Source organism: Holdemanella porci (assembly GCF_009696075.1).
Taxonomy (GTDB): Bacteria; Bacillota_I; Bacilli_A; order Erysipelotrichales; family Erysipelotrichaceae; genus Holdemanella; species Holdemanella porci.
The window spans coordinates 1-25,282 of sequence record NZ_VUMR01000026.1; the positions used below are offsets into that span (position 1 = coordinate 1).

The 25,282-nt window shown below is 36.0% G+C and carries 22 protein-coding genes, 1 tRNA gene, 1 rRNA gene and 1 pseudogene; 3 read left to right on the plus strand and 22 right to left on the minus strand.

Annotation, left to right across the window (positions count from 1 at the left end; genetic code table 11):
* Nucleotides 1-18: 18 nt before the first annotated feature.
* Nucleotides 19-1,559 (minus strand): 16S ribosomal RNA (locus FYJ55_RS05840).
* Between the two features lie 447 nt (nt 1,560-2,006).
* On the opposite strand from FYJ55_RS05840, the gene FYJ55_RS05845 reads away from it, so the two are divergent.
* Nucleotides 2,007-2,453 (plus strand): GAF domain-containing protein, encoded by a 447-nt coding sequence (locus FYJ55_RS05845; protein WP_154556048.1) that lies wholly within the window; start codon nt 2,007-2,009, stop codon nt 2,451-2,453.
* On the opposite strand, the gene FYJ55_RS05850 is transcribed toward FYJ55_RS05845, so the two are convergent.
* The 4 genes from FYJ55_RS05850 to pheS all read right to left on the minus strand — a co-directional run bounded on the left by FYJ55_RS05850 (nt 2,437) and on the right by pheS (nt 8,177).
* Nucleotides 2,437-3,150, minus strand: a complete 714-nt coding sequence (locus FYJ55_RS05850; RefSeq protein WP_154556049.1) for an AAC(3) family N-acetyltransferase — start codon at nt 3,148-3,150, stop codon at nt 2,437-2,439. The two genes, FYJ55_RS05845 and FYJ55_RS05850, sit on opposite strands and share 17 nt — an antisense overlap.
* Before the next feature lie 16 nt (nt 3,151-3,166).
* The gene (glpK, locus tag FYJ55_RS05855) at nt 3,167-4,648 is read right to left on the minus strand and encodes a glycerol kinase GlpK (protein WP_154556050.1); all 1,482 of its coding nucleotides are present in this window, start codon (nt 4,646-4,648) and stop codon (nt 3,167-3,169) included.
* A 94-nt stretch (nt 4,649-4,742) separates the two neighbouring features.
* Nucleotides 4,743-7,130 (minus strand): phenylalanine--tRNA ligase subunit beta, encoded by a 2,388-nt coding sequence (gene pheT, locus FYJ55_RS05860; RefSeq protein WP_154556051.1) that lies wholly within the window; start codon nt 7,128-7,130, stop codon nt 4,743-4,745.
* Between the two features lie 12 nt (nt 7,131-7,142).
* Nucleotides 7,143-8,177 (minus strand): phenylalanine--tRNA ligase subunit alpha, encoded by a 1,035-nt coding sequence (gene pheS / locus FYJ55_RS05865; protein ID WP_154556052.1) that lies wholly within the window; start codon nt 8,175-8,177, stop codon nt 7,143-7,145.
* A 301-nt stretch (nt 8,178-8,478) separates the two neighbouring features.
* Between pheS and FYJ55_RS05870 the strand changes: the two genes are divergently transcribed.
* Entirely contained in the window at nt 8,479-9,213 is a 735-nt protein-coding gene (locus FYJ55_RS05870; RefSeq protein WP_154556053.1) for a TrmH family RNA methyltransferase, read from the plus strand.
* Nucleotides 9,214-9,219: 6 nt separating this feature from the next.
* Here the strand turns inward: FYJ55_RS05870 and FYJ55_RS05875 are convergent, their stop codons facing one another.
* The 13 genes from FYJ55_RS05875 to FYJ55_RS05935 form a co-directional block, all read right to left on the minus strand.
* Nucleotides 9,220-10,539, minus strand: a complete 1,320-nt coding sequence (locus FYJ55_RS05875; protein ID WP_154556054.1) for an MATE family efflux transporter — start codon at nt 10,537-10,539, stop codon at nt 9,220-9,222.
* Between the two features lie 76 nt (nt 10,540-10,615).
* Nucleotides 10,616-11,800, minus strand: a complete 1,185-nt coding sequence (locus tag FYJ55_RS05880) for a phosphopentomutase (protein WP_154556055.1) — start codon at nt 11,798-11,800, stop codon at nt 10,616-10,618.
* On the minus strand, nt 11,797-12,513 hold the full coding sequence (deoD, locus tag FYJ55_RS05885) for a purine-nucleoside phosphorylase (protein WP_154556056.1): 717 nt from the start codon (nt 12,511-12,513) through the stop codon (nt 11,797-11,799). Before deoD ends, FYJ55_RS05880 begins: the two co-directional genes overlap by 4 nt.
* Before the next feature lie 46 nt (nt 12,514-12,559).
* Nucleotides 12,560-13,162 carry an AAA family ATPase gene (locus FYJ55_RS05890; protein ID WP_154556057.1) on the minus strand — a complete coding sequence of 201 codons (603 nt, stop codon included), beginning with the start codon at nt 13,160-13,162 and terminating at the stop codon, nt 12,560-12,562.
* Between the two features lie 22 nt (nt 13,163-13,184).
* Nucleotides 13,185-13,781, minus strand: coding sequence for a hypothetical protein (locus tag FYJ55_RS05895; protein ID WP_326831848.1), 597 nt, complete (start codon nt 13,779-13,781; stop codon nt 13,185-13,187).
* A 1-nt stretch (nt 13,782) separates the two neighbouring features.
* Complete coding sequence (locus FYJ55_RS05900; RefSeq protein WP_154556058.1) at nt 13,783-14,103, minus strand: PTS lactose/cellobiose transporter subunit IIA; 321 nt, start codon at nt 14,101-14,103, stop codon at nt 13,783-13,785.
* Nucleotide 14,104: 1 nt separating this feature from the next.
* A complete protein-coding gene (locus FYJ55_RS05905; RefSeq protein ID WP_154556059.1) occupies nt 14,105-14,398 on the minus strand; it encodes a PTS sugar transporter subunit IIB in 294 nt (97 codons plus the stop codon).
* A gap of 15 nt (nt 14,399-14,413) precedes the next feature.
* On the minus strand, nt 14,414-15,742 hold the full coding sequence (locus FYJ55_RS05910; RefSeq protein WP_154556060.1) for a 6-phospho-alpha-glucosidase: 1,329 nt from the start codon (nt 15,740-15,742) through the stop codon (nt 14,414-14,416).
* A 69-nt stretch (nt 15,743-15,811) separates the two neighbouring features.
* Nucleotides 15,812-17,713, minus strand: coding sequence for a BglG family transcription antiterminator (locus FYJ55_RS05915; RefSeq protein WP_154556061.1), 1,902 nt, complete (start codon nt 17,711-17,713; stop codon nt 15,812-15,814).
* A gap of 10 nt (nt 17,714-17,723) precedes the next feature.
* Complete coding sequence (locus FYJ55_RS05920) at nt 17,724-18,986, minus strand: PTS sugar transporter subunit IIC (RefSeq protein ID WP_229771109.1); 1,263 nt, start codon at nt 18,984-18,986, stop codon at nt 17,724-17,726.
* A gap of 143 nt (nt 18,987-19,129) precedes the next feature.
* Nucleotides 19,130-19,270 carry a hypothetical protein gene (locus FYJ55_RS05925; protein WP_154556062.1) on the minus strand — a complete coding sequence of 47 codons (141 nt, stop codon included), beginning with the start codon at nt 19,268-19,270 and terminating at the stop codon, nt 19,130-19,132.
* Nucleotides 19,271-19,366: 96 nt separating this feature from the next.
* The gene (locus tag FYJ55_RS05930; RefSeq protein WP_154556063.1) at nt 19,367-20,140 is read right to left on the minus strand and encodes an HAD-IIB family hydrolase; all 774 of its coding nucleotides are present in this window, start codon (nt 20,138-20,140) and stop codon (nt 19,367-19,369) included.
* Nucleotides 20,141-20,354: 214 nt separating this feature from the next.
* A complete protein-coding gene (locus FYJ55_RS05935; protein ID WP_154556064.1) occupies nt 20,355-21,635 on the minus strand; it encodes an adenylosuccinate synthase in 1,281 nt (426 codons plus the stop codon).
* A gap of 134 nt (nt 21,636-21,769) precedes the next feature.
* Between FYJ55_RS05935 and FYJ55_RS05940 the strand changes: the two genes are divergently transcribed.
* A tRNA-Trp gene (locus FYJ55_RS05940) sits at nt 21,770-21,844 on the plus strand.
* Nucleotides 21,845-22,061: 217 nt separating this feature from the next.
* Here FYJ55_RS05940 and FYJ55_RS05945 read toward each other — a convergent pair.
* The 4 genes and pseudogenes from FYJ55_RS05945 to FYJ55_RS05960 form a co-directional block, all read right to left on the minus strand.
* Nucleotides 22,062-22,400, minus strand: a pseudogene (locus FYJ55_RS05945) (TfoX/Sxy family protein).
* A gap of 230 nt (nt 22,401-22,630) precedes the next feature.
* Nucleotides 22,631-23,377, minus strand: a complete 747-nt coding sequence (locus FYJ55_RS05950; RefSeq protein WP_154556065.1) for a YoaP domain-containing protein — start codon at nt 23,375-23,377, stop codon at nt 22,631-22,633.
* A gap of 93 nt (nt 23,378-23,470) precedes the next feature.
* On the minus strand, nt 23,471-24,211 hold the full coding sequence (locus tag FYJ55_RS05955; protein WP_154556066.1) for an ABC transporter permease: 741 nt from the start codon (nt 24,209-24,211) through the stop codon (nt 23,471-23,473).
* 543 nt (nt 24,212-24,754) lie between these two features.
* Entirely contained in the window at nt 24,755-25,111 is a 357-nt protein-coding gene (locus tag FYJ55_RS05960; RefSeq protein ID WP_229771110.1) for a Crp/Fnr family transcriptional regulator, read from the minus strand.
* Between the last annotated feature and the right edge of the window lie 171 nt (nt 25,112-25,282).

A 25,282-nucleotide genomic window follows, 5' to 3' on the forward strand; every position in this document is an offset into this window, starting at 1 on the left:
TTTCTTCTTTCTCCTTAGAAAGGAGGTGATCCATCCCCACGTTCCCGTAGGGATACCTTGTTACGACTTAACCCCAGTCATCGGTCCTGCCTTCGACGGCTCACTCCCAATTGGGTTATGCCACCGGCTTCGGGCATTACCAACTCCCATGGTTTGACGGGCGGTGTGTACAAGGCCCGAGAACGTATTCACCGCGACATGCTGATTCGCGATTACTAGCGATTCCAGCTTCATGAAGTCGGGTTGCAGACTTCAATCCGAACTGAGACGCCCTTTATGAGATTCGCTTGCCTTCACAGGTTCGCTGCTCTTTGTAGACGCCATTGTAGTACGTGTGTAGCCCAGGCCATAAGGGGCATGATGATTTGACGTCATCCCCACCTTCCTCCGGTTTATCACCGGCAGTCTGATATGAGTCCTCAACTCAATGTTAGTAACATATCACAAGGGTTGCGCTCGTTGCGGGACTTAACCCAACATCTCACGACACGAGCTGACGACAACCATGCACCACCTGTCTCCTTGATAGCCTCGGATATATCTCTATACCTCTGCAAGGGATGTCAAGGCCTGGTAAGGTTCTTCGCGTTGCTTCGAATTAAACCACATACTCCACCGCTTGTGCGGGCCCCCGTCAATTCCTTTGAGTTTCACACTTGCGTGCATACTCCCCAGGCGGAGAACTTACTGCGTTAACTGCGGCACTGAGTTATTCCCCCAACACCTAGTTCTCATCGTTTACGGCGTGGACTACTAGGGTATCTAATCCTATTTGCTCCCCACGCTTTCGTGCTTCAGTGTCAGAATCCAGACCAGACGGCCGCCTTCGCCACCGGTGTTCTTCCATATATCTACGCATTTTACCGCTACACATGGAGTTCCGCCGTCCTCTTCTGTTCTCTAGCTGATCAGTTTCCAGAGCCAGTACGGGTTGAGCCCATACCTTTTACTCCAGACTTGATCTGCCACCTACGCACCCTTTACGCCCAATCATTCCGGATAACGCTCGCCACCTACGTATTACCGCGGCTGCTGGCACGTAGTTAGCCGTGACTTTCTGGTAAGATACCATCACTCACTCATCATTCCCTATGAGTGCCGTTTTTCTCTTACAACAGAGCTTTACGATCCGAAGACCTTCCTCACTCACGCGGCATTGCTCGTTCAGGGTTCCCCCCATTGACGAAAATTCCCTACTGCTGCCTCCCGTAGGAGTTTGGGCCGTGTCTCAGTCCCAATGTGGCCGTCCGCCCTCTCAGGCCGGCTATGCATCGTCGCCTTGGTGGGCCGTTACCTCACCAACCAGCTAATGCACCGCAGGTCCATCCATGTTCATGGCCAAGGCCACTTTAATAGCAGTCAAATGCTTGTCTGCTACCTATCCGGTTTTAGCATCCGTTTCCAGAAGTTATCCCGGGCACATGGGCAGGTTACCTACGTGTTACTCACCCGTTCGCCACTAGATTCAGGAAAGCAAGCTTTCCTTCCTCTCGTTCGACTTGCATGTATTAGGCATGCCGCCAGCGTTCATCCTGAGCCAGGATCAAACTCTCCATTTGATTTAGCTCCCAGATGTCTCTGACATCTTTATTTCAATTCTTTGTTTGTTTCGAAATTGACGTTTTAGTTTGTATTTCTATTTCCTGTTCAGTTTTCAAAGATCATCTGCACCTCAGCAGTGCTCATCTATATTACCAAATCATTTCCATCTTGTAAACCCCTTTTTTAAAAAAATTAAAAAAAAAAGAAAAGAAGATTCATTCAGCCCCGTCAAGCCTACTAAAATCTTCTCTCCGTCAAAATTTGTTTTTGACACTAAAAATGATTCGCGCTATCAATTTTACTGTCTGTTATTCTTGCAGAAGTATTAGTATCAATCCCAAATTCCCCAAGCCTTTAAAAAAAGCTTTATTTACATTTATATAGTACTTAAAAAAAAGCTTTTTTTCAATGACAAAAGTCACTAATTTTATACATTTTTTGGTAAAATAAGTACGGTGATAATAATGAATGAAATTTTAATTGAGCAATGCAGTTATTTAATCGATGATACACTGCCAAACATCACAAATATTTCAAATTTAATAGCTCTACTCTATCATGAAATGGAAAACATCAATTGGCTAGGCTTCTACATTTGTGATGAAACAAACAACGAATGTATTCTAGGACCTTTCCAAGGAAAAGTCGCCTGTACACGCATACCATATGGAAAAGGTGTTGTAGGTACTTGTGCTAAAACACAAGAAACACAAAGAATTGAAGATGTACATAAATTTCCAGGTCACATTGCCTGTGATTGTGCTTCCAATTCAGAAATCTGTATTCCTATAAAAAAAGATGACAAACTCGTTGCCATCTTAGATATTGATTCTTTTGAATTTAATAACTTCTCAAAAGAAGACCAAGCCACCTTAGAAAAGATTTGCGAATTCTTTATTCCCCTTTTCTAAGTACGAAGATAGCATCTAGACTCGAATCACTTTGTAGAACCGTCAAACCATCCAGTAAATCTCTAGATAAGTCATCATCTACAATTTGAACAAGGAATGACTTTGTCAACTGACGCTTCGAATGAAGAAAAGCTCTTTGTACAACAGTCTTACCCAGTTGATACTCATTTGAAAGTGCCCGCACCATTAAACTCTTTTCTGGTGATACACCAATTAGAAGGTTGCAGGCCTTTTTTTCATGTAAGAAAGAAAGACTTCCCTTAAAACTTAGAGCATCATTGACATCCACCTTTAAAAGGTTTTCATCAAAACATCCCCAATACGCAAAACTATATACAGGATGATTTGAACGATATACATCTTTATAGTGCAAAAACAAATTTGTGCACTCTTGATAGATTTCACTAGGCGTGTACATCACATGGTAGCCAGGCAAGTTTTCACGCACTTCTTTCCACTTTTCAAAAGGATATATCATATCCGTACAAGCAGGATCCAAACAAGAATACGAAAAACAAGGCATGCACAATAAACCTGTATCTCCAATTAATTCTTGCAGTGTCTCTATCAACATTTGATAGTTACCCACCAAACCACTATAACGAGATAAATCTGCTTCTAATAAAATTTTACTTCCCTTTTCAATGCCCAAGTCGATAAATATTTGCTTAAAATCTTCTTTTGTATAAATTTCCATGCCAATATTCTAACTTTTATTTATAACTCTGGCAAGTTTTTACCGCCTTTTTCCAGTTTGAATACAAGCTATCCATTTCTTCTTTGCTCTTTTCTGGCACAAACTCTTTTTGAAGATCTACCCCAAGCTCATCTTGTGTCCAATACCCACAAGAAAGTCCTGCCAAATAAGCTGCACCTAAAGCCGTTAACTCATTGGTCTTAAAACGTTGAACAGGCATTTGAAGTAGATCACTCTGGAACTGCAACAAGAAATTATTGGCAGCAGCTCCACCATCCACCTTCATCGATGAAATCTCAATTTGACTGTCTTGCTTCATTGCCTCTAATACATCTTTTGACTGATAGGCCATAGATTCCAAGGCTGCGCGAACAATATGATTTTTATTGGCTCCAAAAGTTAAACCAACAATAGTTGCCTGACAAGCATCATCCCAATATGGAGCCCCCAACCCCACAAAGGCCGGTACAATATAGACACCATTTGTATTTTCAACACTTTCTGCTATGCCCTGCGTATCTTTCGTATTTTCAAATAACTGCAACTGATCACGAAGCCACTTCATTAAACTACCTGAAACAAAAATACTTCCTTCTAATGCATAATTGACTTGATTACCAATTTGCCAAGCGACCGTCGACAATAAACCATTCTTTGATTCGACAATTTTATCTCCTGTATTCATCAACATGAAACCACCTGTTCCATATGTATTCTTAATGCCGCCTGCACTAAAGCAGCCTTGACCAAATAAAGCCGCCTGCTGATCGCCTACAACGGAACAAATCGGAACTTCTTGACCAAAAAAATGATACGAAGCTGTCTTACAATATGCATAGGATGTCGGTTTGACTTCCGGTAAGATTTGTCTAGGAATATCAAACATTTCTAATAATTCTTCATCCCAAGATAATGTATGAATATTAAACAATAGAGTACGACTCGCATTCGATACATCCGTAATATGTGTTAAAGAACCCGATAACTTCCATACGATCCAGCTATCCATCGTTCCAAATAGCACTTCGCCTTTTTTTGCCTTTTCATAGACATTTGGATTTTGATCAAAAATAAAACGAATCTTACTCGCTGAAAAATAAGGATCAATACGAAGGCCTGTTTTTGCCTTCACAACATCTTCATACCCTTTTTCCTTCCAACTATCGCAAATACTCTTTGTCTGTTTAGATTGCCATACAATGGCAGGACTTACAGGAAGCCCTGTTGATGCATCCCATAAAACACTTGTTTCACGCTGATTACTTATTCCAATGGCAGCCACTTGTTCTGGACGGATCTTACTTTTTAAGATGACCTCGCTCATCACGGCCAAACACGCCAACCAAATCTCATTGGCATCTTGTTCTACCCAACCTGGATGTGGGTAGGATATTGTCGTTTCTTTTTGAGCAATCTCAACCACGTTGGCTGCCTTATCAAATAAAACAGCACGCGTACTTGTTGTTCCGTGGTCGATTGCTAAAATATATTTTTGCATAGAAAAAAATCTCCTTATATGTCTTATTCTAGCCTTTTTGTAAGCGCCTTACAAGATTTTGTAGACAAAAGAAAAGAGACGTCAAAAACATCTCTTAACTACGAAGCGTTGCGTTGCAATCTTTTTGAATATGTTCAAGGATAGCTTCAAACACTTGGTTGATTTCATCATCTTTTAATGTATGAGAATCCGACTGGAATGTGATCGATAACGCAACTGATTTTTCATCTTTACTTACGTGTTCACCTTCATAAACATCAAATACTTCTACGTCACGAATGATCATTTCTTTATTTAAACGACCCTGTTTATTGATTGTGTCCACTACCTTTTGTACCGGCATTGTACGATCTAAAACGAATGCCAAGTCACGAGATACACTTGGATATTTTGAAACCGGAGTGAATTTGATTTTTGATTTTTTCACATTGATCAACGCATCAAAATCAAGTTCAGCCATCACAATATTCTTACCATATTGAGGATGAATATCACCTAATAATCCAATACAATCTTTTCCTAACATGATCTTAGCACTACGATATGGATGGAAGTGTGTTGTATCCATATCATTTTCTACAAATGAAATTCTTTGAGCTGCAATACCAATTTGTTCAAAGAAAGCTTCTACTAAACCTTTTAATGTATAGAAATCACTTGGTGTTACATCACTTGTCCAACGAGTTTGTTGTAAATTTCCACTCATGGCAATAGCTAAATGCATTTTAGCACCACTTACACCAGCTACATCACTCAATTCAAAGACATTGATATCTTTGATATTACGAGCACGGTTATAAGAAACAACATCTAATAAGCTTGGCAAAATACTTGTACGAATATAGCGACGCTCTTCACTCATAGGACTAGCTAGTTCGATTGCTTCATCATTATTAAAAATCGCATTGTCTTTCTTTTCTGTACTAACCAAAGTATATGTTAAACAATCTTGTAAACCTTGAGCACATAAGAATTGACGTGCCTGACGAGTCAATTGTTGTTTATATGTTAATTTACCTTCTGTCATAGGCATAACTGGAAGTGTACTAGGCAAACGATCGTACCCTAACATACGAATAACTTCTTCGCTTAGATCGGCCATACCTTCCATATCGGTTCTTGAACTTGGAATGTGGCAAGTAATCAAATCATGAGTTACTTCAGGTTCAAAGTCTAAACGTGTAAATACATCGACAACTTCATCTAAGTTAAAGTCAGTACCTAAACGATTATTAATAGCTTCTAAAGTACAAGAAATTGATTTTGGTTCATAAGGAACTTGTCCATATTGAACTGTTTCTTCAATACCTGTCGCATCCGCATATTCAATCAACAATTGAACGGCACGATCCAATGCTTTTTTACTAGCTAATGGCTCAATTCCCTTTTGGTAGCGAACGCTTGCTTCTGTAGAAAGATTTAAGCGGCGTGCTGTATTACGAATCGCAACATGATCAAAAATAGCACATTCAATAATAATTGAATCCGTTGTATCTAAAATCTTAGAATCATCTCCACCCATAACACCGGCAATACCGATTGGTTTACCTTGATTTGTGATGACGATATCTTCTGGTTGTAATTTATAAGTCACACCATCTAAGGCTGTATATTCTTCATCAAAGCCATCGGCTACGACAATACTTTGACTTGGCAATGATTTCGCATCATAAAAGTGCATTGGTTGCCCTGTTTCCAACATAACGATATTAGAAATATCGACAATGTTATTGATTGATTTTACACCACTAGCTGCCAATAATTCTTTCATCCATTTTGGACTTTCTTTGATAGTTAAGTGGTTGATCACTTTTCCATAGAATAATGGACATTTTGATGTTGTACTTTCAACATGCAAGTTACTAGGTGTACCTACATCACTAGCCCCTTCATATTTTGGTAGTTTAACTTCACGATTTAAGATGGCACCCGCTTCTTTTGCCATATTAAATGCAGCTAAACAATCATTACGATTTGGTGTTAAACCAATATCTAACACTTCATCATCTAAACCTAAATAGCCAAGTGGATCTGTATTTCCTACAGGCGCATCCGCAGGTAATACTTCAATACCACTCTTTTGATCATCATCTAAACTGGCTGGATCTACCCCTAGTTCAAGTAATGAACAGATCATACCATTACTTTCAACTCCACGAATCACACCATTCTTGATTTCTCCACCAGGCAAAACAGCACCTGGTAGTGCAACAATTACATTTTGTCCTGCAGCCACATTGGGTGCACCACACACAATATTGACAACTTCATTTCCTACATTGACAGTTGTACAGTGCAAGTGATCACTATCTGGATGTTCTGTACAAGTTTCAACGTGACCAATCACTAAGTTTGTTCCTTGCGATAAATGTTCAATACCTTCTACTTCAAAACCCGCATCGGTAATGCGTTTGGCCATTTCTTCAATAGAAAGATCTTGTACATCCATAAATTGATTAAACCATTTTCTTGAAATACGCATACTTAAATCCTCCTACTCATAACGTTTGAATGTAGAATTGAAACGTTTATCGTTTGTATAGAAATGACGAATATCATCAATGCCATACTTCAACATCGCAACACGCTCAATACCTACACCGAACGCAAAGCCACTACATTTTTCTGGATCATAGCCAGCCATTTTTAATACATTTGGATGTACTTCACCAGCTCCAAGAATTTCAATCCATCCAGTACCTTTACATGTTGGACATCCTTTTCCGTTACAAATGTGACAAGAAACATCCACTTCTACACTTGGTTCTGTAAATGGGAAATAACTTGGTCTAAAACGAATCTGACGGTCTTGACCAAATAATTTTTTAGCCATAAATTCTAAAGTTCCCTTTAAGTCCGCTAACGTTACTTTTTCACCAATAACCAATCCTTCCATCTGCATGAACTGGTGAGAGTGAGTCGCATCATCATCATCACGACGGTATACCTTACCTGGACATACAACCTTAATTGGAAGATTTGGTGCACTTTCTTCTAACACAACCATCTGAATCGCCGTTGTATGTGTTCTTAATAAACGATTTGGATCAATATATAAAGAGTCCTGCATATCACGTGCTGGGTGATCCTTAGGAATATTGGCTCTCTCAAAACAATATTCATCATCGACAATGTCGTCACCTTCAATAACCTGATATCCCAAACCAATGAATAAATCTTCTAATTCCTGGCGCACTAAATTTAATGGATGTGCATTCCCTAGTTCTGGTTTACGCCCTGGCAAAGTGATATCGATCTTTTCGGATTCGATCTTTTTTTGCATTTCTAAAGCAGCCAATTGTTCTTTCTTTTCTTCAATCATCTTAGAAAGATCTTGTTTCAACTGGTTGACCTTTTGTCCAAAGATAGGTTTTTCTTCTTTCGACAAATCTTTCATACCCTTCATTAACTCTTGAACAGGTCCTTTTTTACCTAGATACAAGATACGTAAATCATTCAATGAAGATGAATCTTTGACATCTTGAATTTTTTGTGTAGCTTCCTGCAAAAGCTCTTCGATTGTTTTCATGTTGTTCTTCCTTTCCCTAAAAACAAAAAAAGACGACGCAAGAACGACTACTGCCGCGTTACCATCTTGCTTCGTCTTGATAGACACACTTAATTAACCATGATAACCGTATGAAACGGAAGAGGTTTTAACTCTTGCTCAAAGGTGAATTCACTATCCCTACTCATATAAACCTTTCACCAATCGGTTTACTCTCTGATCTAAGCGTTAAATAGTTACTATGTCTTCTCATTGCTTTAACATTTCAAATTATATCGAAGTCCATGTTTTTTTTCAAGCCGAAGTATGGTAATATTTTTTTATGATTCAATCTGTAAACAATAAAAAAATAAAAGAATACGCCAAACTGATTCAAAAAAAAGAAAGAGATAAGACAAATCTATTTCTCGTCGAAGGCGAACATATGGTTAAAGAAGCATTTAATGCAAATGCTCTACAAGAATTATTTATCCTTGAAGGACTCGAATGTCCAATAGAGTTTAACTATGAAACCGTAACGCAACAAGTATTAAACAAATTGTCAAACCAGAATTCAAATTCTAAAATGATTGGTGTATGTAAAAAATTAAACTTAAAACCGGAAAAAGAAAATAGTATTCTATTACTAGATAATGTACAAGATCCAGGAAATGTTGGTACGATTTTAAGAACCGCTCATTCTTTTGGCATTGACTGCATTTATATGTCAAAGGGGTGTGCCGATATCTACAATCCAAAAACGATTCAGTCCAGTCAAGGAGCCCTATTCTATATTCCTGTTATCCAAACGGATTTAGTAGAAGAAATTAAAAAGCTTCAAGAAAGAAATATTGAAGTGTATGCCACAGCTTTACATGACAATCACAAGGATCTTCAAGATATTAAACCAAGTGAAAAATACGCAATTCTAGTTGGCAATGAAGGACAAGGTGTACGTAAGGAATTAATTGATTTAAGTAATCATATTGTCAAAATTGAAATGGAAACTTTTGAAAGTCTAAACGTGGCCATTGCCACATCTATTTGTATGTATACATTTAAATACGCAAAAAGGTAGCAAATCCTACCTTTTTATTTTTCTCCATTCAAATAATGAATACATGGTACATATAAATTCCGTAACGACAAAGGCATACCAACCTACATGAATGCCAAAAAACTTCATTAAGCCATATGTCAATGGAATCAAAATGACAAGTTGTCTAGCCAAAGTAATCACTAACGAAGTATTTGCCTTATTTAAAGCCTGGAGGGCAGCACATAAAACCATACTGATACCCGCAAACACAAAGCTTAAGCTAATGATTTTTAATGCGGGTATTCCTAATCCATACATCTGATCATTCGCACTAAACATGGCTAATAATTGTTTTGGGAATAATTGAAATACAATCGTTCCTACAGCCATAATGAAAATCGATAAAATCATAGAAAATTGTATAGCTTCAATTGCTCGATCTTTTCTGTTAGCCCCATTATTATAGGCAACAATTGGAATCAAGGCATTGGTAATTCCAAGCACTGCCATATTCAAGAAATTCTGTAATTTATAGTAAACACTAAAGACAGTAATCGCCATAGCTGAGATTGGTGCTAGAATCATATTCATAAAAACAGTCATAAAACTTAATACGGACTGCATTAAGATGGCCGGTACACCTACTTTATAGATTTTACGTAGAATAGATATCGAAAAGGAAAAATTATGCATATGAATATCCAATTCTTTTATTTTTACCTTCGTAATAACATATCCAATAAGCATGGCACAAAACTGTCCAATAACGGTCGCAATGGCAGCTCCGGCAACACCCATTTCAGGTAAACCAAACCATCCAAAGATCAAGATTGGATCTAGAATAATATTAATAATGGCTCCTGCTCCTTGCATAACCATGTTATAAATGGCATTTCCTGTTGCCTGCATGATTCTTTCAAAAATAATTTGTATAAAGACACTAAATGAAAACATCGTGCATATACGAATATACGTATTGGCTAGTGAAACCACATTTGAATCGGACGTAAACCAAGATAAAAAGACATTAGAAAAAAGTAAACCTAAAACTAAAAAGACAAGTCCATTCACAAATCCTAACAAGATTCCATGCATCATTGTATTATTCGCATAATCAAATTTCTTTTCACCTAAGTATCGTGCAAGTAGTGTATTAAAGCCAACGGCTGTACCACATGCAATCGCAATCATAATGGTTTGTACCGGATAACATAAAGATACAGCGGTTAGTGCATCACTTGAAATTTTGGCAACAAAGATACTGTCGACAATATTATATAAAGCTTGAATCACCATCGAAATGATGATGGGCAAACTCATAGAAACCACTAATTGTTTGATTTCCATATTTTCCATTTTATTCATAAAAAATTACCTCCCCTATGTTTTGGCAGTTTCATAGGGGATACCAAAACGCTAAAATAAGTTAATATATTTTTTTCTATTTTGTCAAATCAAGAATAGACTCACCGATCAAATCAGATGGTTTTGATAAATCAAAGTTATCTAAAACACTTGCACCAAGAACACCAAACGAACTTGAATCGTCCAATATTCCGTGTTCTTTCATACTAGGTGAATACATTAAACATGGTACACACTCTCGAGTATGATCCGTTCCTTTATAGGTTGGATCATTTCCATGATCGGCCGTAATGATCAATAGTGTATCTGAATCCATAACACCAAGTAGCTGACCTAATAAAAGATCAAAATCTTCAAGCTCATCAGCATATCCAGAAACATTTCTTCGATGGCCCCACTTGGCATCAAAATCCACAAGGTTCGTAAATAATAAACCTGTAAAATCTTTTTTCATTTCTTCAATCGTTTGAAGCATACCCTCATGACTCGAAGTCGAATGAATACTTTCTGTGATTCCCTGACCATTAAAGATATCACGAATCTTACCAATGCTAATCACATCCAATGAATGAGATTTTAACACATCTAAAACAGTTTCACTCGATGGAGACAATGCATAATCATGACGATTGCTAGTGCGTGTAAAGTGACCCACCGAATCTCCTACATAAGGACGAGCAATGACTCTTCCTACCTTGTATTCTGGTTTTAGAGTTATTTCTCGTGCAATCTGACATACTCGATATAGCTCATCTAATCCAGTCACTTTTTCATGTCCACAAATTTGTAGAACACTATCAGCAGATGTATAAAGTATCAATTTCTTTCCGTTCGATTGAATCTCTTCCATCGCCAACTCATCTAAGATTTCCGTTCCACTTGCGCTTTTATTTCCAATAAAGACATGGCCAGTTAATCTTTCTAATTCCTGAACCAATTCATCAGGAAAACCATTTTCAGTAAATGTTTTAAAAGGTTTTGTCGTATGAATTCCCATCATTTCCCAATGGCCTGTCATTGTATCTTTGGAACAACTTGCCTCATGCATCTTAAATGCATAGCCTTTTGATTGTAAAGATTTACCACTTGGATGAAGATTTCCTAAACCTAATTGATATAGATTCTCTATCTTTAAATCTGGGCGATATTCTAGGATATGTCCAAAAGTATCGGCACCTGCATCATCAAATTCTTTGGCATCTGTAGCTTGTCCAATCCCAAAAGAATCAATAACGACACAAACTATTTTTTTGTATTTCATAAGCGAATTGCACTTTCTAAGGCAAGCGTAATCATTTCATTAAAAGATGTTTGTCTTTCTTCAGTACTTAAATGTTCATTTGTGCATAAAGAATCAGATACAGTTAATAGACAAGCTGCCTTTTTATTCAATACCTTAGCATTGTGGAATAGGGCGAAACTTTCCATTTCGACACAAAGTGCATCTTGCTCTTCAACCATTTTTTCTGGTTGTTCTAAATCACCTTCATAGTAGAAAACATCACTAGAATGTGTATTTGTCTTTACAACAGGAATCGAAACTTCTTGACTTACACTTTCAATCAACTTATTTAAATCTTCATCTGGATATTGCATACGATCCGTATCGCCACTTTGTGCTAAGGCATAGGTAGATTCTGAATAACTTCCCTTGACTAAAACTACAGACTTCATTGGTAATTTTTCAGAATAACTTCCTGTACTACCAACTCGTATAATGGCATCTACATCATAGAATTTAAAAAGTTCATACGAATAAATTCCCACGCTGGCCATTCCCATACCACTTCCCATGACAGAAACTCTTTTTCCTTTATAAGTACCTGTATATCCAAGCATGCCTCGTACATCATTAAATAATACGGCATTCTTTAAAAAATTCTCGGCAATCAATTTGGCTCTTAAAGGATCGCCTGGCATTAAAACGACTTTTGCGATATCTTCTTTATTTGCGTTATTGTGTGCTGTTGACATAATTTCCTCCTAAAATAAAGACCAGTCAAAGCTGGTCTTTTAAATCTTAATATTGTCCTGGGTTATACTTAAATGCATTCGGTACAACATTATTTGGATCATACTTCTCTAAAATCTTACCATATCTTTCACGATAATCATTATCAATTTTCAACTGAGGAATGACCTTTGTTCCCTCTTCAAAGAAGTGTTTTGATCCACGTCCCATTTCTTGTCCACGTCGAGTGTGTTTATCCAAGGCTATATCTGGAACTTCCATGACTTTTCCCATGGCCGCTTCTTTAATAATAATATTCTTTAAATAATCACTTGAACGATCTTTTGTACTTGCACAAAGTAAACGAATCGCATGGATAAAATACATTGGCTGATCCCCATCATCATACGCATACGATTTACGTACTTCATTTAATGTGTTGACTTGCACAGCTGCCTGTAAATTTCCAAAGCCAATATCTTCTACTGAAATTGTTAGTAAGCGACGCCATAGCTTATCTAAAAACAAAGGTCCTGTGATATATAATTCATAAGCAGCTTGACATGCTTCTTCTACCTTATTGCGTCGAATGCTTTTTTGAAGTGTAGAAATCACTTCATCTGCGGCTAAGCCATTTCTTGTTTTTGCGGCAGCCCAAATATTATATGACATATTCTCTTACACTCACTTTCCATTAATATTGTTCTGAACTATATTTGAATGCATTCTCAACAACATGATCTGGGTCATATGTTTCAAGAATCTTTCCATAGCGTTCACGATAATCATTATCGATTTCTAATTGTGGAATCACCTTTGTGGCTTCTTCAAAGAAGTGTTTCGATCCACGTCCCATTTCTTGTCCACGTTTTGTGTGTTTATCCAAGGCGATATCTGGTACTTCCATCACTTTTCCCATAGCGGATTCCTTAATAATGATATTTTTCAAATAATCACTTGAACGATCCTTTGTACATGTACAAAGCACGCGAATCGCATGAATAAAATACATAGGTTGATCTCCATCATTGTACGGGAAGTTTTTACGCATCTGATCTAGTGCATGAATTAAAACTGGAACATTTAAATCTCCAAATCCAACATCTTCAACTGCAATCGTTTCTAGACGAGACCACATTTTGTCTAAGAAGACAGGTCCTGAAGTATATAATTCATAGGCTGCTTGACAAGCTTCTTCAACTTTTGCACGACGAATATACTTCTGTAATGAAGATTGTACTTCGTCCGATGCAAAGCCATTCTTTGTCTTAATGTCTGCCCAAATTGTCACTTTATTTGCCTCTACTTTCTATTAATAAAATTATTTCCTGAATCAAAGTCTTTATTGTTTCTGCTGACATAAGTTGATCTTCCGCATGCGCCATCAACATTGTGATTTGTGGTTCTTGCGTATTCATTTCCTGCTGTAACAATTGAAGATGAGCTTCGTGGGCTGGTGAAAAGTTTTCATCTCCGTTTGACATTGATTGTTCGTAAGCTGTTTGATCGTTTTCACGATAATATTTAAGAGCTTCTAAATAACTTGACTTTGCTAAACCGGCATATGTGATGACCTGCATAGCAACTTGTGATATTTGTTCAACGTTAGCCATATTACCCCAATAATTTTTTTGCCATTTCAATAGCAGCAGCTCCATCTGCCATCGCGTATACTCTAGGTTCAATACTTGCAACTGGAATATTTAATTGTTGATGAATTGAATCAACCGCAAAAACCAATTGTGGACCTACTAAGCATACATCCCATTTACCCACTTCGTTCTTAATTGAAGCATTAGCTACTGCACTCACTTCAATGTCTTCACCTGTTTTTTCAGCAACATCTCTAATTTTTTTCACAAGAATTGAACTTGACATTCCTGCATTACAGCATAACAATATTTTCATTTTGATTTCCTCTTTCTATTTTAGTTCTGGCCAATATGCTTTATTTGCCTCAATAAAATCATCTAAAATTTTTCTTGCCACATTGGCATTTGGAACACATTTATTTAAAGTTAATGCCTGTAACATTTTTAAATAACTGTGCTGCTCATACGCATCGACAACAAGCTTTTCACAATTTACTTGTTGTTCCATCAATCCCTTTTGGAAATGTGGAATTTCACCCACAGTCAATGGTTCATATCCATCTTTTCCAACAATACATGGAATTTCAACCATAGCATCCTTTTCAAAGTTTGAAATCGCTCCGTTATTTGGAACAATCAACAACATTCTTTCATGTGTATTAAATGCTAAGGCCGTTGCTAAATCTACGATAAATTCAGCATGGATACCGATTTGTAGTGTTGTATCCTTTGCGGTACCTACTTTTTCAATACGAGCACATTCGCCAAATACACGTTTTTCTCTTGTATCCACAACTTGATCAGCACGAGTATAATTTGGATCTGTATGTGCCACCATATCATCTCCAAACAAATAATATTGGAAATATGAATTTGGACACATCGTTGGATCAATCGCAATAATATCCTTTACCTTTTTAGCTGTATCAAACCATGAGCTGTCTGTATAATTTGATGCATCATCATCGGCTAAACAGTTTCCATATTTTAACTGGTGTGCAATCAAGTCTTGAATATATTCTTTTCCATCCTTATCCTTGATTGATGTCCACCATCCGAAATGATTCAATCCATAATAACGGATGCACATTTCTTTACGGCTTTTGAAACCTAAAATACGTGCAATTGTATGCTCCATACCAATTGGCATATCGCAAATATTAATAACTCTTGAGTTTGGTTTAAAGCGACGACATGCCTCTGCTACAATACTAGCCGGATTGGAATAATTTAACATCCACGCATTTGGTGAATATTTTTCCATATATTCAATGTTTTCCAATACTCCCGGAATGCTTCGTAATCCATAAGCCATTCCACCAGGACCACATGTTTCTTGTCCAACAACACCATACTTCAATGGAATCTTTTCATCCAAAGATCGCATTTCAAGCTTACCTACACGAATGTGTGCTAATACAAAGTCAACATCTGTATAGGCTACTTCAGGATCTGTTGTTGCGACATATTCAATCGTTGGATCTTTTTCTTTGATCAAGATTTCGCACGCCTTTGCGACATGATTTTGACGTTCTTCATCGTTATCATATAATTTGATACTTCTTAATGGTAAACGATCTAAGTTGTCTAACAACATTAAAATAATTTCTGGAGTATATGTACTTCCCCCACCTGCAATAACAATTGAAAATTTCTTCATTTTACTATCTCACTTTCTTTTCATAAGACAATAAATTGATACATATATTATGTTTGATTTTATTGCTTTTTACTCTAACAATTTAAAACTATATAAGTTTTTAATGAAGGCATCGCTATCTTCACTTTGAAGAAGCTGATGCATATATTTTTTGTGTGATACAATTTGGTTAAAGAATTGAAACAACAAGTTCATTTCATCGTTTCGTTTCTTTTCGAGTGCTAATAAGAATACGAGCTGCACTTGATTTCCATGATGTTCAAATGGTTTTTTCAACAAGGCCACTTCTATACCTGTTTTATCGGCAAATGTAAACAGGGCATGTGGAACCATCATCCGTGATCCTAAATTCGTTGGATAATTCTTTTCTCTCAACAAAACATCTTCATAAAATCCTTTTGTATCGGATATAAATCCTGAATCGTGCAACTTTTTAGACATATCTTGTAAAAGTTCAGGTAGCTCTGTTGTATCTGGATATACCTTTACATGTTCTTTTTGAATATAACAATCTAATATCTTCGAAACACGTTTATTCATACGAATCATGTGGATCATTGAATTCAATCGTTCAATATCTTTGATTTCTGGCAGCTTATCCATACTAAATACTTCAACATCTTTTAAGATCAGAAATGAATCTAACGTAATGACTAGATCAATGGATGTAAGATCCATTTTTTTCAAAGCTTCCTTATTTATGATATCCACAATCACAATCTGGTTTTTAAAATACATTTCAAGCCATTGTGTCAACAATTGTTTAACACTATGGCGCTGACTCGTGATAACGATTGTTTTAAGTTTTACATTTTCATTCTCTAAAAATTGTGCCACATATACAGTTAAATATGAAATTTCATCTTCTGTAACATAAACACGTTTGTATTTGAAAAGAATAGGAACAATCATCATACTGATTTCAAACGCAAATGGAAACTTTGTCTTAACATCATCCACAATGGGATTTTTTAATTCATATCCACCAATAACTCGTCGATTCATAAATTCTATGTGCAAAAGCATTTTACTAGATAAAGCTTCCGATTCCTTTAAGTTGATTGAATATTTATCAAATACTTCATTACAGAATTCATCAAATACAAGCATTGTAAAATCTGTGATTTCAGGTACTTCATCCGTTGATTTCATTTTAAATGTATGTAAAAGATTATATAGAATTGGATTATCAGCCTGTTCTAAATAAGACGACTGCATACATAATTTAGTAATGACACGAGTATAAAGATCGTCGGGAGAACTTATTTGATTATCCTCTAGGTTGTATCCATTTAAATTTCGTACTCGACATATCAAGATGCATGCTGCAAAAATGGATAAGTCCGTTTCTGATAAATAGACTTGTTCTCCATTCATGATTTTGATTACATCTTCCTTTGTGGATTTATAATATTTCATAACCCACGAATCACTTAGAAGCATATAAAGAATGTCCATTAATGCATCTGGATTTTCGAGTGCCATATCTTTTACGATTTTAAAAAGAAGTTCACGAATTTCACTTTCTTCTAATAAAATGACACACTCATCTTTTTTTAGTTTGAATAATTCCACATTGTAGTTTTTCAACAAAAACTGAATCACTTTATTGATTTCTTTGCGGATTACAGAATCGGATAAACCTAATAATTCAGATAAATCATATATGCTGCAATCCTCAAAGAATAGTATTTTACCTATAATTTTGTAAATACGATAGACAGCTAGATCCATATTTTCATTATCCTGATTGACTATGTTATGAATAATATCTAGGTGCTCATCATTGATCATATATCCTTGTTTGGTACTCGAACGTATTAATATACAGTTTGTCACATCATTCATAAATGTAATTTCATTACGTATAGTTCGTGTTGACACATTTAGATTTTCGGATATTTCTTTTCCATGAATCCCCGGATTATTCATAATCAATTTTATAATTTTTAATTGTCTAGCTGTTAACATGTTTCTCTTCCTATTTTTCTAAAGCTTGTTCTTTTTGTAGCTCTTCTTTTTCCATCATCTTAAAGAATGGATAATAGAACACAGTTTGTAGAATCAACAATACAAATACTAGGACTACAGACTTCCAATCTAATGTCATTAAGAATGCACTTACTCCTGGAGGCAAGAATCCTGGAGGATTGGCAATTGGTTTACCGACTAAGCCTAAATTCATTGTTAAATATACAATTGCTGTACAGATCAATGGTCCGAACACAAATGGAATAAACATAAATGGATTCAAGATAATTGGTGTACCAAAAATTAATGGTTCATTGATTCCAAACAAGCTTGGAATAATGGATACTTTACCTACTGAATTCAATGATTTTGCCTTTGATCTCATCATTAAAATATTTAATCCTAATGTTAAACCAGATCCTGTTACGCATAATATACCATAGAATAATCCAAACGTAAAAATATGTTGAACAGGTTGTCCTGCTGTATATGCCGCAATGTTTTCAGCTCCATACGCAATCGCAAAAGTTGCCCATACAGCAGAAGTAATACTTGGTCCATGTAATCCAAAGAACCATAATAACTGAGTTAAGAACATCACAATCAATAAAGCTGGTAGTGTATCCATACCTGTTACAGCTGGTGCTAATACATTCATGATCAATTGTGGGAATGCAACCTTTCCAAAAGTCAATGAAAGATTTGCGATTGCAACGGCGATAATTGTATTTAATACTAATGGCACTAAGGCTGCAAAGCTATCTTGTACCATTGGTGGTACACTTTCTGGCATTTTAATATACCATTTACGCTCGTAACAAATGTGATAAATTTCAACTGTAAATAGGGCTGCAACAATACCAGTAAATAATCCAGTGGATCCTAAATAAGATGTATTTAGTTGACCATCTTTGACTACAGCACAAAGAATGAAGAAAACAACTAAAGCAGTAACAGCAGGTTGGCTTCCCTTTAAATCATATTTTTCAGATAAAGTCTTCGCAATAAAGTATGTCGCATATACCGCAAGCATATCCGTTGTGAATGCTGATGCATATGTCAAAACTCCCATGTTTGCATTTAAAAAATCATAAACGGGTCCACTTCCTAAAAGGTTGGCAATACCTAAGAAAATAGTACAGAATGACCCAACAATAATAATAGGCACTGAAGCAACGATACCATCTTTGATTGCTTGAATGTGTTTTTGTTGTTCAAGCTTGTTCGCAATTGGCATCAAATACTTCATAAGTACGTTTTGAATTTTTTCCATTTTCGCTCTCCTCGTATACAATTTTTGTCGACCAAATTGTTATCTATATACTAAATGTTCACACTATAATTCTCAAATCTTCTTTTTCCACTTAAAGCGGAAATAAAAAAAGCCACCATAAAAGTGGCTACGATATCCATTTCTTAATTTTTAACAACCACATGATGGACTTTCCTTTCTAAAAATACCGTAAGTAATGATTTTAAGGCATCATTAGCCTCTTTACAATCTTCGCCAAAAACATACTTGAAGGCGAAATCATTTAATAAATTTGCGCTACGCATGAGCACCTCTTTTCTAGTAGAGATTTTCTACATACTCATATACGTAAAAAAAGACACTTTTTCGAATAAAAATCAAAAAAATGTCTTTTTAGAGCCTTAAATCCACTCCATTTTCTTACAAATATTATAAATTCCATCATCTACGTTGGCATCAGTGACTATAGTTGCGATATCCTTTAATTCTTGACACGCATTGCCCATGGCTACACTTGTCCATTGCGGATCAAACATAACCATATCATTCGTATCATCACCAAAGACCACTACATCTTTTAAATCACCACCAAGATGCTGCATCATATCCAAGATTCCTTGGTGTTTCGCATCATATTGAAACATTAAATAATCGGGTACAAAACGCATATTTCCTAATGTATCCTTTAAAGTCAATTCGGATTCTTTGTCTTTTGGGATGGAAATATACATTTTGTAAATAACATCCAACTTGTCTACATCCAAATTTCCATCATAAATATATTCCGTAGGTTCCTTACGATCACCTACTTGTTTTTGAAACGTATGATCTTGAGTATATACCTTAATTGAATCATCTAACGCAAATAAAACACCATATCCCAAAGATAATGCTTGTTTGGCAATTGCCTTTGATTTTTCTAAATCTAAAGGAATATTTTGAACCAATTCATCATGAATGACTAATCCGCCACCACCGCAACAAACCATATCATGAAGACCCACACTTTCCATAAACTTACGCGCTTTATAGTGAGCACGACCTGTCGCAATTGCTACAAAGTGTCCTGCCTTTTGAAGTTCATTTAATGCCACTTGTGCACTTGGTACGATTTTACCGGTTTTTCGATCAGTTAAAGTGCCATCAATGTCAAAGAAAAAATATTTTTTATTCATTCGATCCCCTACTTTCTTATACCCTCGTCAATACAACCATCATATCTTAAATTTTGTTTCCCACTCAAGTTCGTAACATATTCTTCCATATCTCGAATTTCATGGCTTAGTGCTAATCCACTTTTTCCACATTCAATCTCTGCTATATATCCATGAATTATATCAGGTATCATCAAAACATTACCACCATTGTATTATCAAAAAAGAGATCAAATTACTTGATCTCATGTACGTAAATATTATTAACACGATCTGGTCCTACAGAAATCATAGAAACACGTACGCCAGTAAACTCTTCAATGAAGTGTACATAGTCTAAACATTCCTGAGGCAATTGATCGACTGTAGTCATCTTAGTGATATCTGTCTTCCAACCTTTGAAAGTCTTATAGATTGGTTTTGCCTTGGCAACATCTGCCTGATCACTAGGAATATAATTATATTCTTTACCATCGATTTCGTATCCAACACAAACCTTGATTTCATCCAAACCATCTAATACGTCAATCTTAGTGATAACGATATCGGTTAATCCATTCATTAAGTTTGCGTGTTTTACAGTTAATAGATCTAACCATCCACAACGACGAGGACGACCTGTAGTAGCTCCATATTCTCCACCGTGTTCACGAATCCATTCACCTTGTTCATCTAATAATTCCGTTACGAATGGTCCTTCTCCTACACGTGTTGAGTATGCTTTTACTACACCTACAACAGTCTGAATACGACTTGGTGCAATACAAGCACCTGTAGTAACACCAGCACTTGTTGGACTTGAAGAAGTTACATATGGATATGTTCCATAGTTGATATCAAGCATAGCTGCCTGCGCCCCTTCAAACAATACTGTCTTATCTTCATCCAATGCTTCATTGACTAAGTGTGTTGTTTCTTGGATCATAGGGACAATACGATCATAAATAGCTTCAAAATCAGCTACCATCTTATCGTAATCCATTGCTTTTCCACCATAAACAGCGGTAAATAATTTATTTTTAAAATCTAAACAGTCTTTTAAACGAACTTTAAAATGTTCAAAATCTTTAAATTCATGGTAACGAATACCGTGACGAGCATACTTATCTGCATAACATGGACCAATTCCACGTTTTGTAGTTCCGATTTTATTAGATGCTGCTTGCTCTTCTAATTCATCTTGATATTGATGATATGGCATTAACATCTGTGCACGGTCACTAATAATGATGTGTTTAGTTGACAAACCATCTTTTTCTAATTGTTCCATTTCTTTTAATAATACGAATGGGTTACAAACAACTCCTGGACCAATGATACAAGTTGCTTCTTCATGTAGAACACCACTTGGTAATAAGTGCAATACATGTTTCTTACCATTTACAATGACTGTATGACCTGCGTTGTCTCCACCTTGGAAACGAACGATCATATCCGCCTTTTCTGCTAAAACATCGACGATTTTTCCTTTACCCTCATCGCCCCATTGGGTACCTACAACTACTTGGCTTGACATAAGAGCCTCCTTTTAGGTATGTTCTTTACAATACCTAATTAATTATAAGTAACCCTCATATTATTGTCAATTGAGATTTTTCAAAAAAAAGTCTTGCACAACCATTTAATTCATGATATCATTAACAGGCACTTAGGGGTATCGTCCAAAGGCTAAGATAGCGGTCTCCAAAACCGTTGATGTGGGTTCGAGTCCTACTACCCCTGCCAGTTTGAAACTTAAGACTCTGTAGTCCTTTATTTAGAGGGTTTCAGAGTCTTTTTTATACTTTACAATTTCAAAAATTGTAAAGAAAACTGTAAAAAGCTTATTTTAATAAACGTCTATAAACCTTGAACAGAAACATAAACATACTTCAGTACATCTATTAAACTGACACTCTGATGAGTGTTTTTTTATTTCCCATAATTTTTTCTACTTTCACAATTACTGATTATTCAAAGATTTCTTTTTGTTGTGTGATTTAGGAACCGGCAATTCATCATACATTGCATTGAAGAGTCCAGATAGATATTCTTTACTGTCAACATCTTCTACTAACAACATCTCTTTTGCTCCTTCATACGATAATTCGTAAGTCACAGTTCCAATATAAGAAACCGCACATTGTGTTTATTTTACAAGTAACCTGTCATCATATATACCTCCAACAATTCTACTCAGGTAATATTTGATCTATCCTTTCATCATTGCGAGAAAAATAAATTCCTCTAAATCCGATAACTGCTCTAATATAAATTGTAAATAATCTTTACTTGAAGCCACTCTTTATCCTTTCTAACGCCTAAATGCACACTATGAACATATCGTAATCGTAAATTTCAACTTGTTCTTCACATCCCTTTTTTCTTGCTATATAAGTTTAGCAACAAATTGCATACGTATATTTTGTGATAATCGTCTACACAACACTATCATCTACTGTACATCCAGCATTTGATGTATATACGATAGCTTTCATTCTTACCTCCATTTTCTCGCGTACAAGAAGTACCTCACTCCAAAATGCCTGCCAATGCCAGAAATTTTTTATCTGACTGAATGGACTGGGTCAAAAATTTACCATTTTGGAATAAAGCATACGTAGTGACTGGTGCAGGGACATTCTGAGCACTTTCTTTGTCCATAATATGAATGACCTTAAACATAATGCCATGTTCCTTTGCCACTTGCTGCACCCTTGACACCCAATAATAGGTATACGGACACTGGTCGGTGTAATAGAGGACAAAACCAGTTTTCTCAATCGTAGGATGTTTCGCACATTCTCTAAATTTTGGAGGCTGGGCATCCTTTTCAACAGGAAGATACATGAGATTGATTCCACAGTCCGATATATCTGCAACCTTGAATCCTTTGTGATTCAGAAACTTTGGATCGGCAAGAAATTCCCTCTTCCGGCCTTCTGCACACAAAATGCAAATTCCTTTTCGCCCCTGCATTTTGGCATCCCGGATACATTCCTCCAATAAATCATTAGAATACCCATGTCCCTTCATAGAACCGGAAACCCATAGACAGTTGATATAGAACCAGCCATCTGCCTCAATGGGTACCCAGGCATTTTCTGCTGGAATGTATTCGATAAAGCACTTGCCACGCTCTTCACTACGATAAAAAACAAGTCCCTCATCAAAGCGCTGCTTCATCCATTCCTTTTTGGCAAGACTTTGCTTACCAGACATAGCACAACAAATATGTTCTTTATCAATATTTTCTTTTGTCACTCGAATGTAATTCATGATTCATTCCTCCTGAAAATTTCTACTATTCATTTCTCCATTCAACCTTGGGCTTCCACTCATTTCTACTTTTATCCTCTAAGATAATGTTATTTACCCTTTGTCTTCACCTTCTAAAATCGATGTAACAAGAAAATAAATAACTCCAAATAAAACAATACTTCCAATCATAATACCAATCATCTGATTTACACTTACCACATTTCCATGAAAAACGGGCTTACAATCAAGAGTGTCTCTTAATGCTTCAATCATTTCATTCGGATACTGTTTCCTCTCCATCTCGCTAAAAACTCCTCGATGTATATGATTCTTAATCAATGAAGTGGCATATGTACTTGGAAGATACGACAACACCTTTTGAAGCACCGAAACAAAATTTGAAATTGGCATATAAGCGCCACATATAAATCCATATCCTGCACTAACAATTGTTCCCACAGCCGAAAGCTGTCCCTGTGTTGTCAACGGAAAGCTAATAATACTTGAAATTGTACTTCCAAATAAAACAAACAATATCATATCAAATAAAACCCATATTACATCTGCTATATTCATATACCATCCCATTTTAAATAAATATCCCAAGCATAATATGAATGCAAATCCATTGACCATCAAAGAATTAGCAACTGTTGAGAGGAAATATCCTAAATAAATTTTTCGCTTGCTGACCGGCGAAACATCAAAATCTTTCCTTGTTCCATTTGCCTTGTCTTGTACCATAGTCAGATTTACACAAAATGTTACAGTAATACAGCTTACTGCCAAAAGTGATGCTGTTAACTGTGTAGCCACGGTTCCATTAATAAGTTTATCCGAAATTGTAATCAACTTTATAAACCACCTTATTATATATATTCCAGACTATCATTTCTTAACCACTCGATATTATAGATTCTATGCCAATGCATCTAAGAAAACATTGGATAAAGTTCATGCACTTCTTAAAATCTTAAAGAATAAGGATTATTCTCGTGAAACTAGAAAGAAATTAAAAAACAGACTCAATAAATTCAGATACCGCACACACTTGATTGATTCTTTTAACCTAAGACCCAATCCAATGTAAATGCGGAGCCATTATGCAGTATACCTATAATCCTTTGGAAAACGCAAAGAATGACAGAACATACAGAAAAAGATGTATTGATGAAATGATGCGAATGTATAAAAGAAGGATGTAACCAATAAGAACTCCATACTAAACAAGGCTATTACCAATAGTCTGTTTTGTCATGCCAATAAAGTTCTAAACCAGATAATTCGGTCATTTTTAAATTTTTAAATTCATCTTCTCCAAAACCAATTTCTTAATATAATATATAAACAAAGAAGGCCAATGTTCACTGGCCTTCTTTCATTAATTAGCTCCTTTTACTGTACATAGCGCTTTAAATAATCTACATCTAAAATTAAGATTTTATGATATACCATCGTAATAACGTTTTCTTCTCTTAACCCACGCAAGATACGATTGACACTGTTTCTTGTGGATACCCCACAGAAATTGGCAATATCATCGTTCGTGATTTGCAAATCAATAAATATACCTTTTTTAACTTGTCTACCAAATAATGGAATCAAATGATAGATAAATGCACACACAGCTCCATTTTTCCCATTCATTGTCATGAGTTGCTGGCGATAAATAGCTTCAGTCATCTTTTTGCGATAATACGAATCTATATATGCATGTAATTCTTCATTTTCTTTTACATATTGTTCAAACAATTTTCTGTTGATTCGATAGAAAGTTGCCGTATCACTTTCGATACGATGATGCTAGTATATTTATAGGACAGGTAAAACATCTCGAATTTGATTTGATAAGGAACCAATCACATTAAAAATAGAATGAGATATTGAACATGACTGTCCTGGATATTGTAGATTCTTGTGCAT

Bases quoted from the DNA above. Each gene is read 5' to 3' on its own strand.
- glpK (WP_154556050.1), bottom strand. From the start codon at position 4,648: ATGCAAAAATATATTTTAGCAATCGACCACGGAACAACAAGTACGCGT.
- FYJ55_RS05930 (WP_154556063.1), bottom strand. From the start codon at position 20,140: ATGAATAAAAAATATTTTTTCTTTGACATTGATGGCACTTTAACTGAT.
- FYJ55_RS05935 (WP_154556064.1), bottom strand. From the start codon at position 21,635: ATGTCAAGCCAAGTAGTTGTAGGTACCCAATGGGGCGATGAGGGTAAA.
- pheS (WP_154556052.1), bottom strand. From the start codon at position 8,177: ATGAAAACAATCGAAGAGCTTTTGCAGGAAGCTACACAAAAAATTCAA.
- FYJ55_RS05910 (WP_154556060.1), bottom strand. From the start codon at position 15,742: ATGAAGAAATTTTCAATTGTTATTGCAGGTGGGGGAAGTACATATACT.
- FYJ55_RS05890 (WP_154556057.1), bottom strand. From the start codon at position 13,162: ATGTCATATAATATTTGGGCTGCCGCAAAAACAAGAAATGGCTTAGCC.
- FYJ55_RS05905 (WP_154556059.1), bottom strand. From the start codon at position 14,398: ATGAAAATATTGTTATGCTGTAATGCAGGAATGTCAAGTTCAATTCTT.
- FYJ55_RS05870 (WP_154556053.1), top strand. From the start codon at position 8,479: ATGATTCAATCTGTAAACAATAAAAAAATAAAAGAATACGCCAAACTG.
- FYJ55_RS05920 (WP_229771109.1), bottom strand. From the start codon at position 18,986: ATGGAAAAAATTCAAAACGTACTTATGAAGTATTTGATGCCAATTGCG.
- FYJ55_RS05880 (WP_154556055.1), bottom strand. From the start codon at position 11,800: ATGAAATACAAAAAAATAGTTTGTGTCGTTATTGATTCTTTTGGGATT.
- FYJ55_RS05875 (WP_154556054.1), bottom strand. From the start codon at position 10,539: ATGAATAAAATGGAAAATATGGAAATCAAACAATTAGTGGTTTCTATG.
- FYJ55_RS05850 (WP_154556049.1), bottom strand. From the start codon at position 3,150: ATGGAAATTTATACAAAAGAAGATTTTAAGCAAATATTTATCGACTTG.
- deoD (WP_154556056.1), bottom strand. From the start codon at position 12,513: ATGTCAACAGCACACAATAACGCAAATAAAGAAGATATCGCAAAAGTC.
- pheT (WP_154556051.1), bottom strand. From the start codon at position 7,130: ATGCGTATTTCAAGAAAATGGTTTAATCAATTTATGGATGTACAAGAT.
- FYJ55_RS05950 (WP_154556065.1), bottom strand. From the start codon at position 23,377: ATGAATTACATTCGAGTGACAAAAGAAAATATTGATAAAGAACATATT.
- FYJ55_RS05900 (WP_154556058.1), bottom strand. From the start codon at position 14,103: ATGGCTAACGTTGAACAAATATCACAAGTTGCTATGCAGGTCATCACA.
- FYJ55_RS05845 (WP_154556048.1), top strand. From the start codon at position 2,007: ATGAATGAAATTTTAATTGAGCAATGCAGTTATTTAATCGATGATACA.
- FYJ55_RS05925 (WP_154556062.1), bottom strand. From the start codon at position 19,270: ATGCGTAGCGCAAATTTATTAAATGATTTCGCCTTCAAGTATGTTTTT.
- FYJ55_RS05915 (WP_154556061.1), bottom strand. From the start codon at position 17,713: ATGTTAACAGCTAGACAATTAAAAATTATAAAATTGATTATGAATAAT.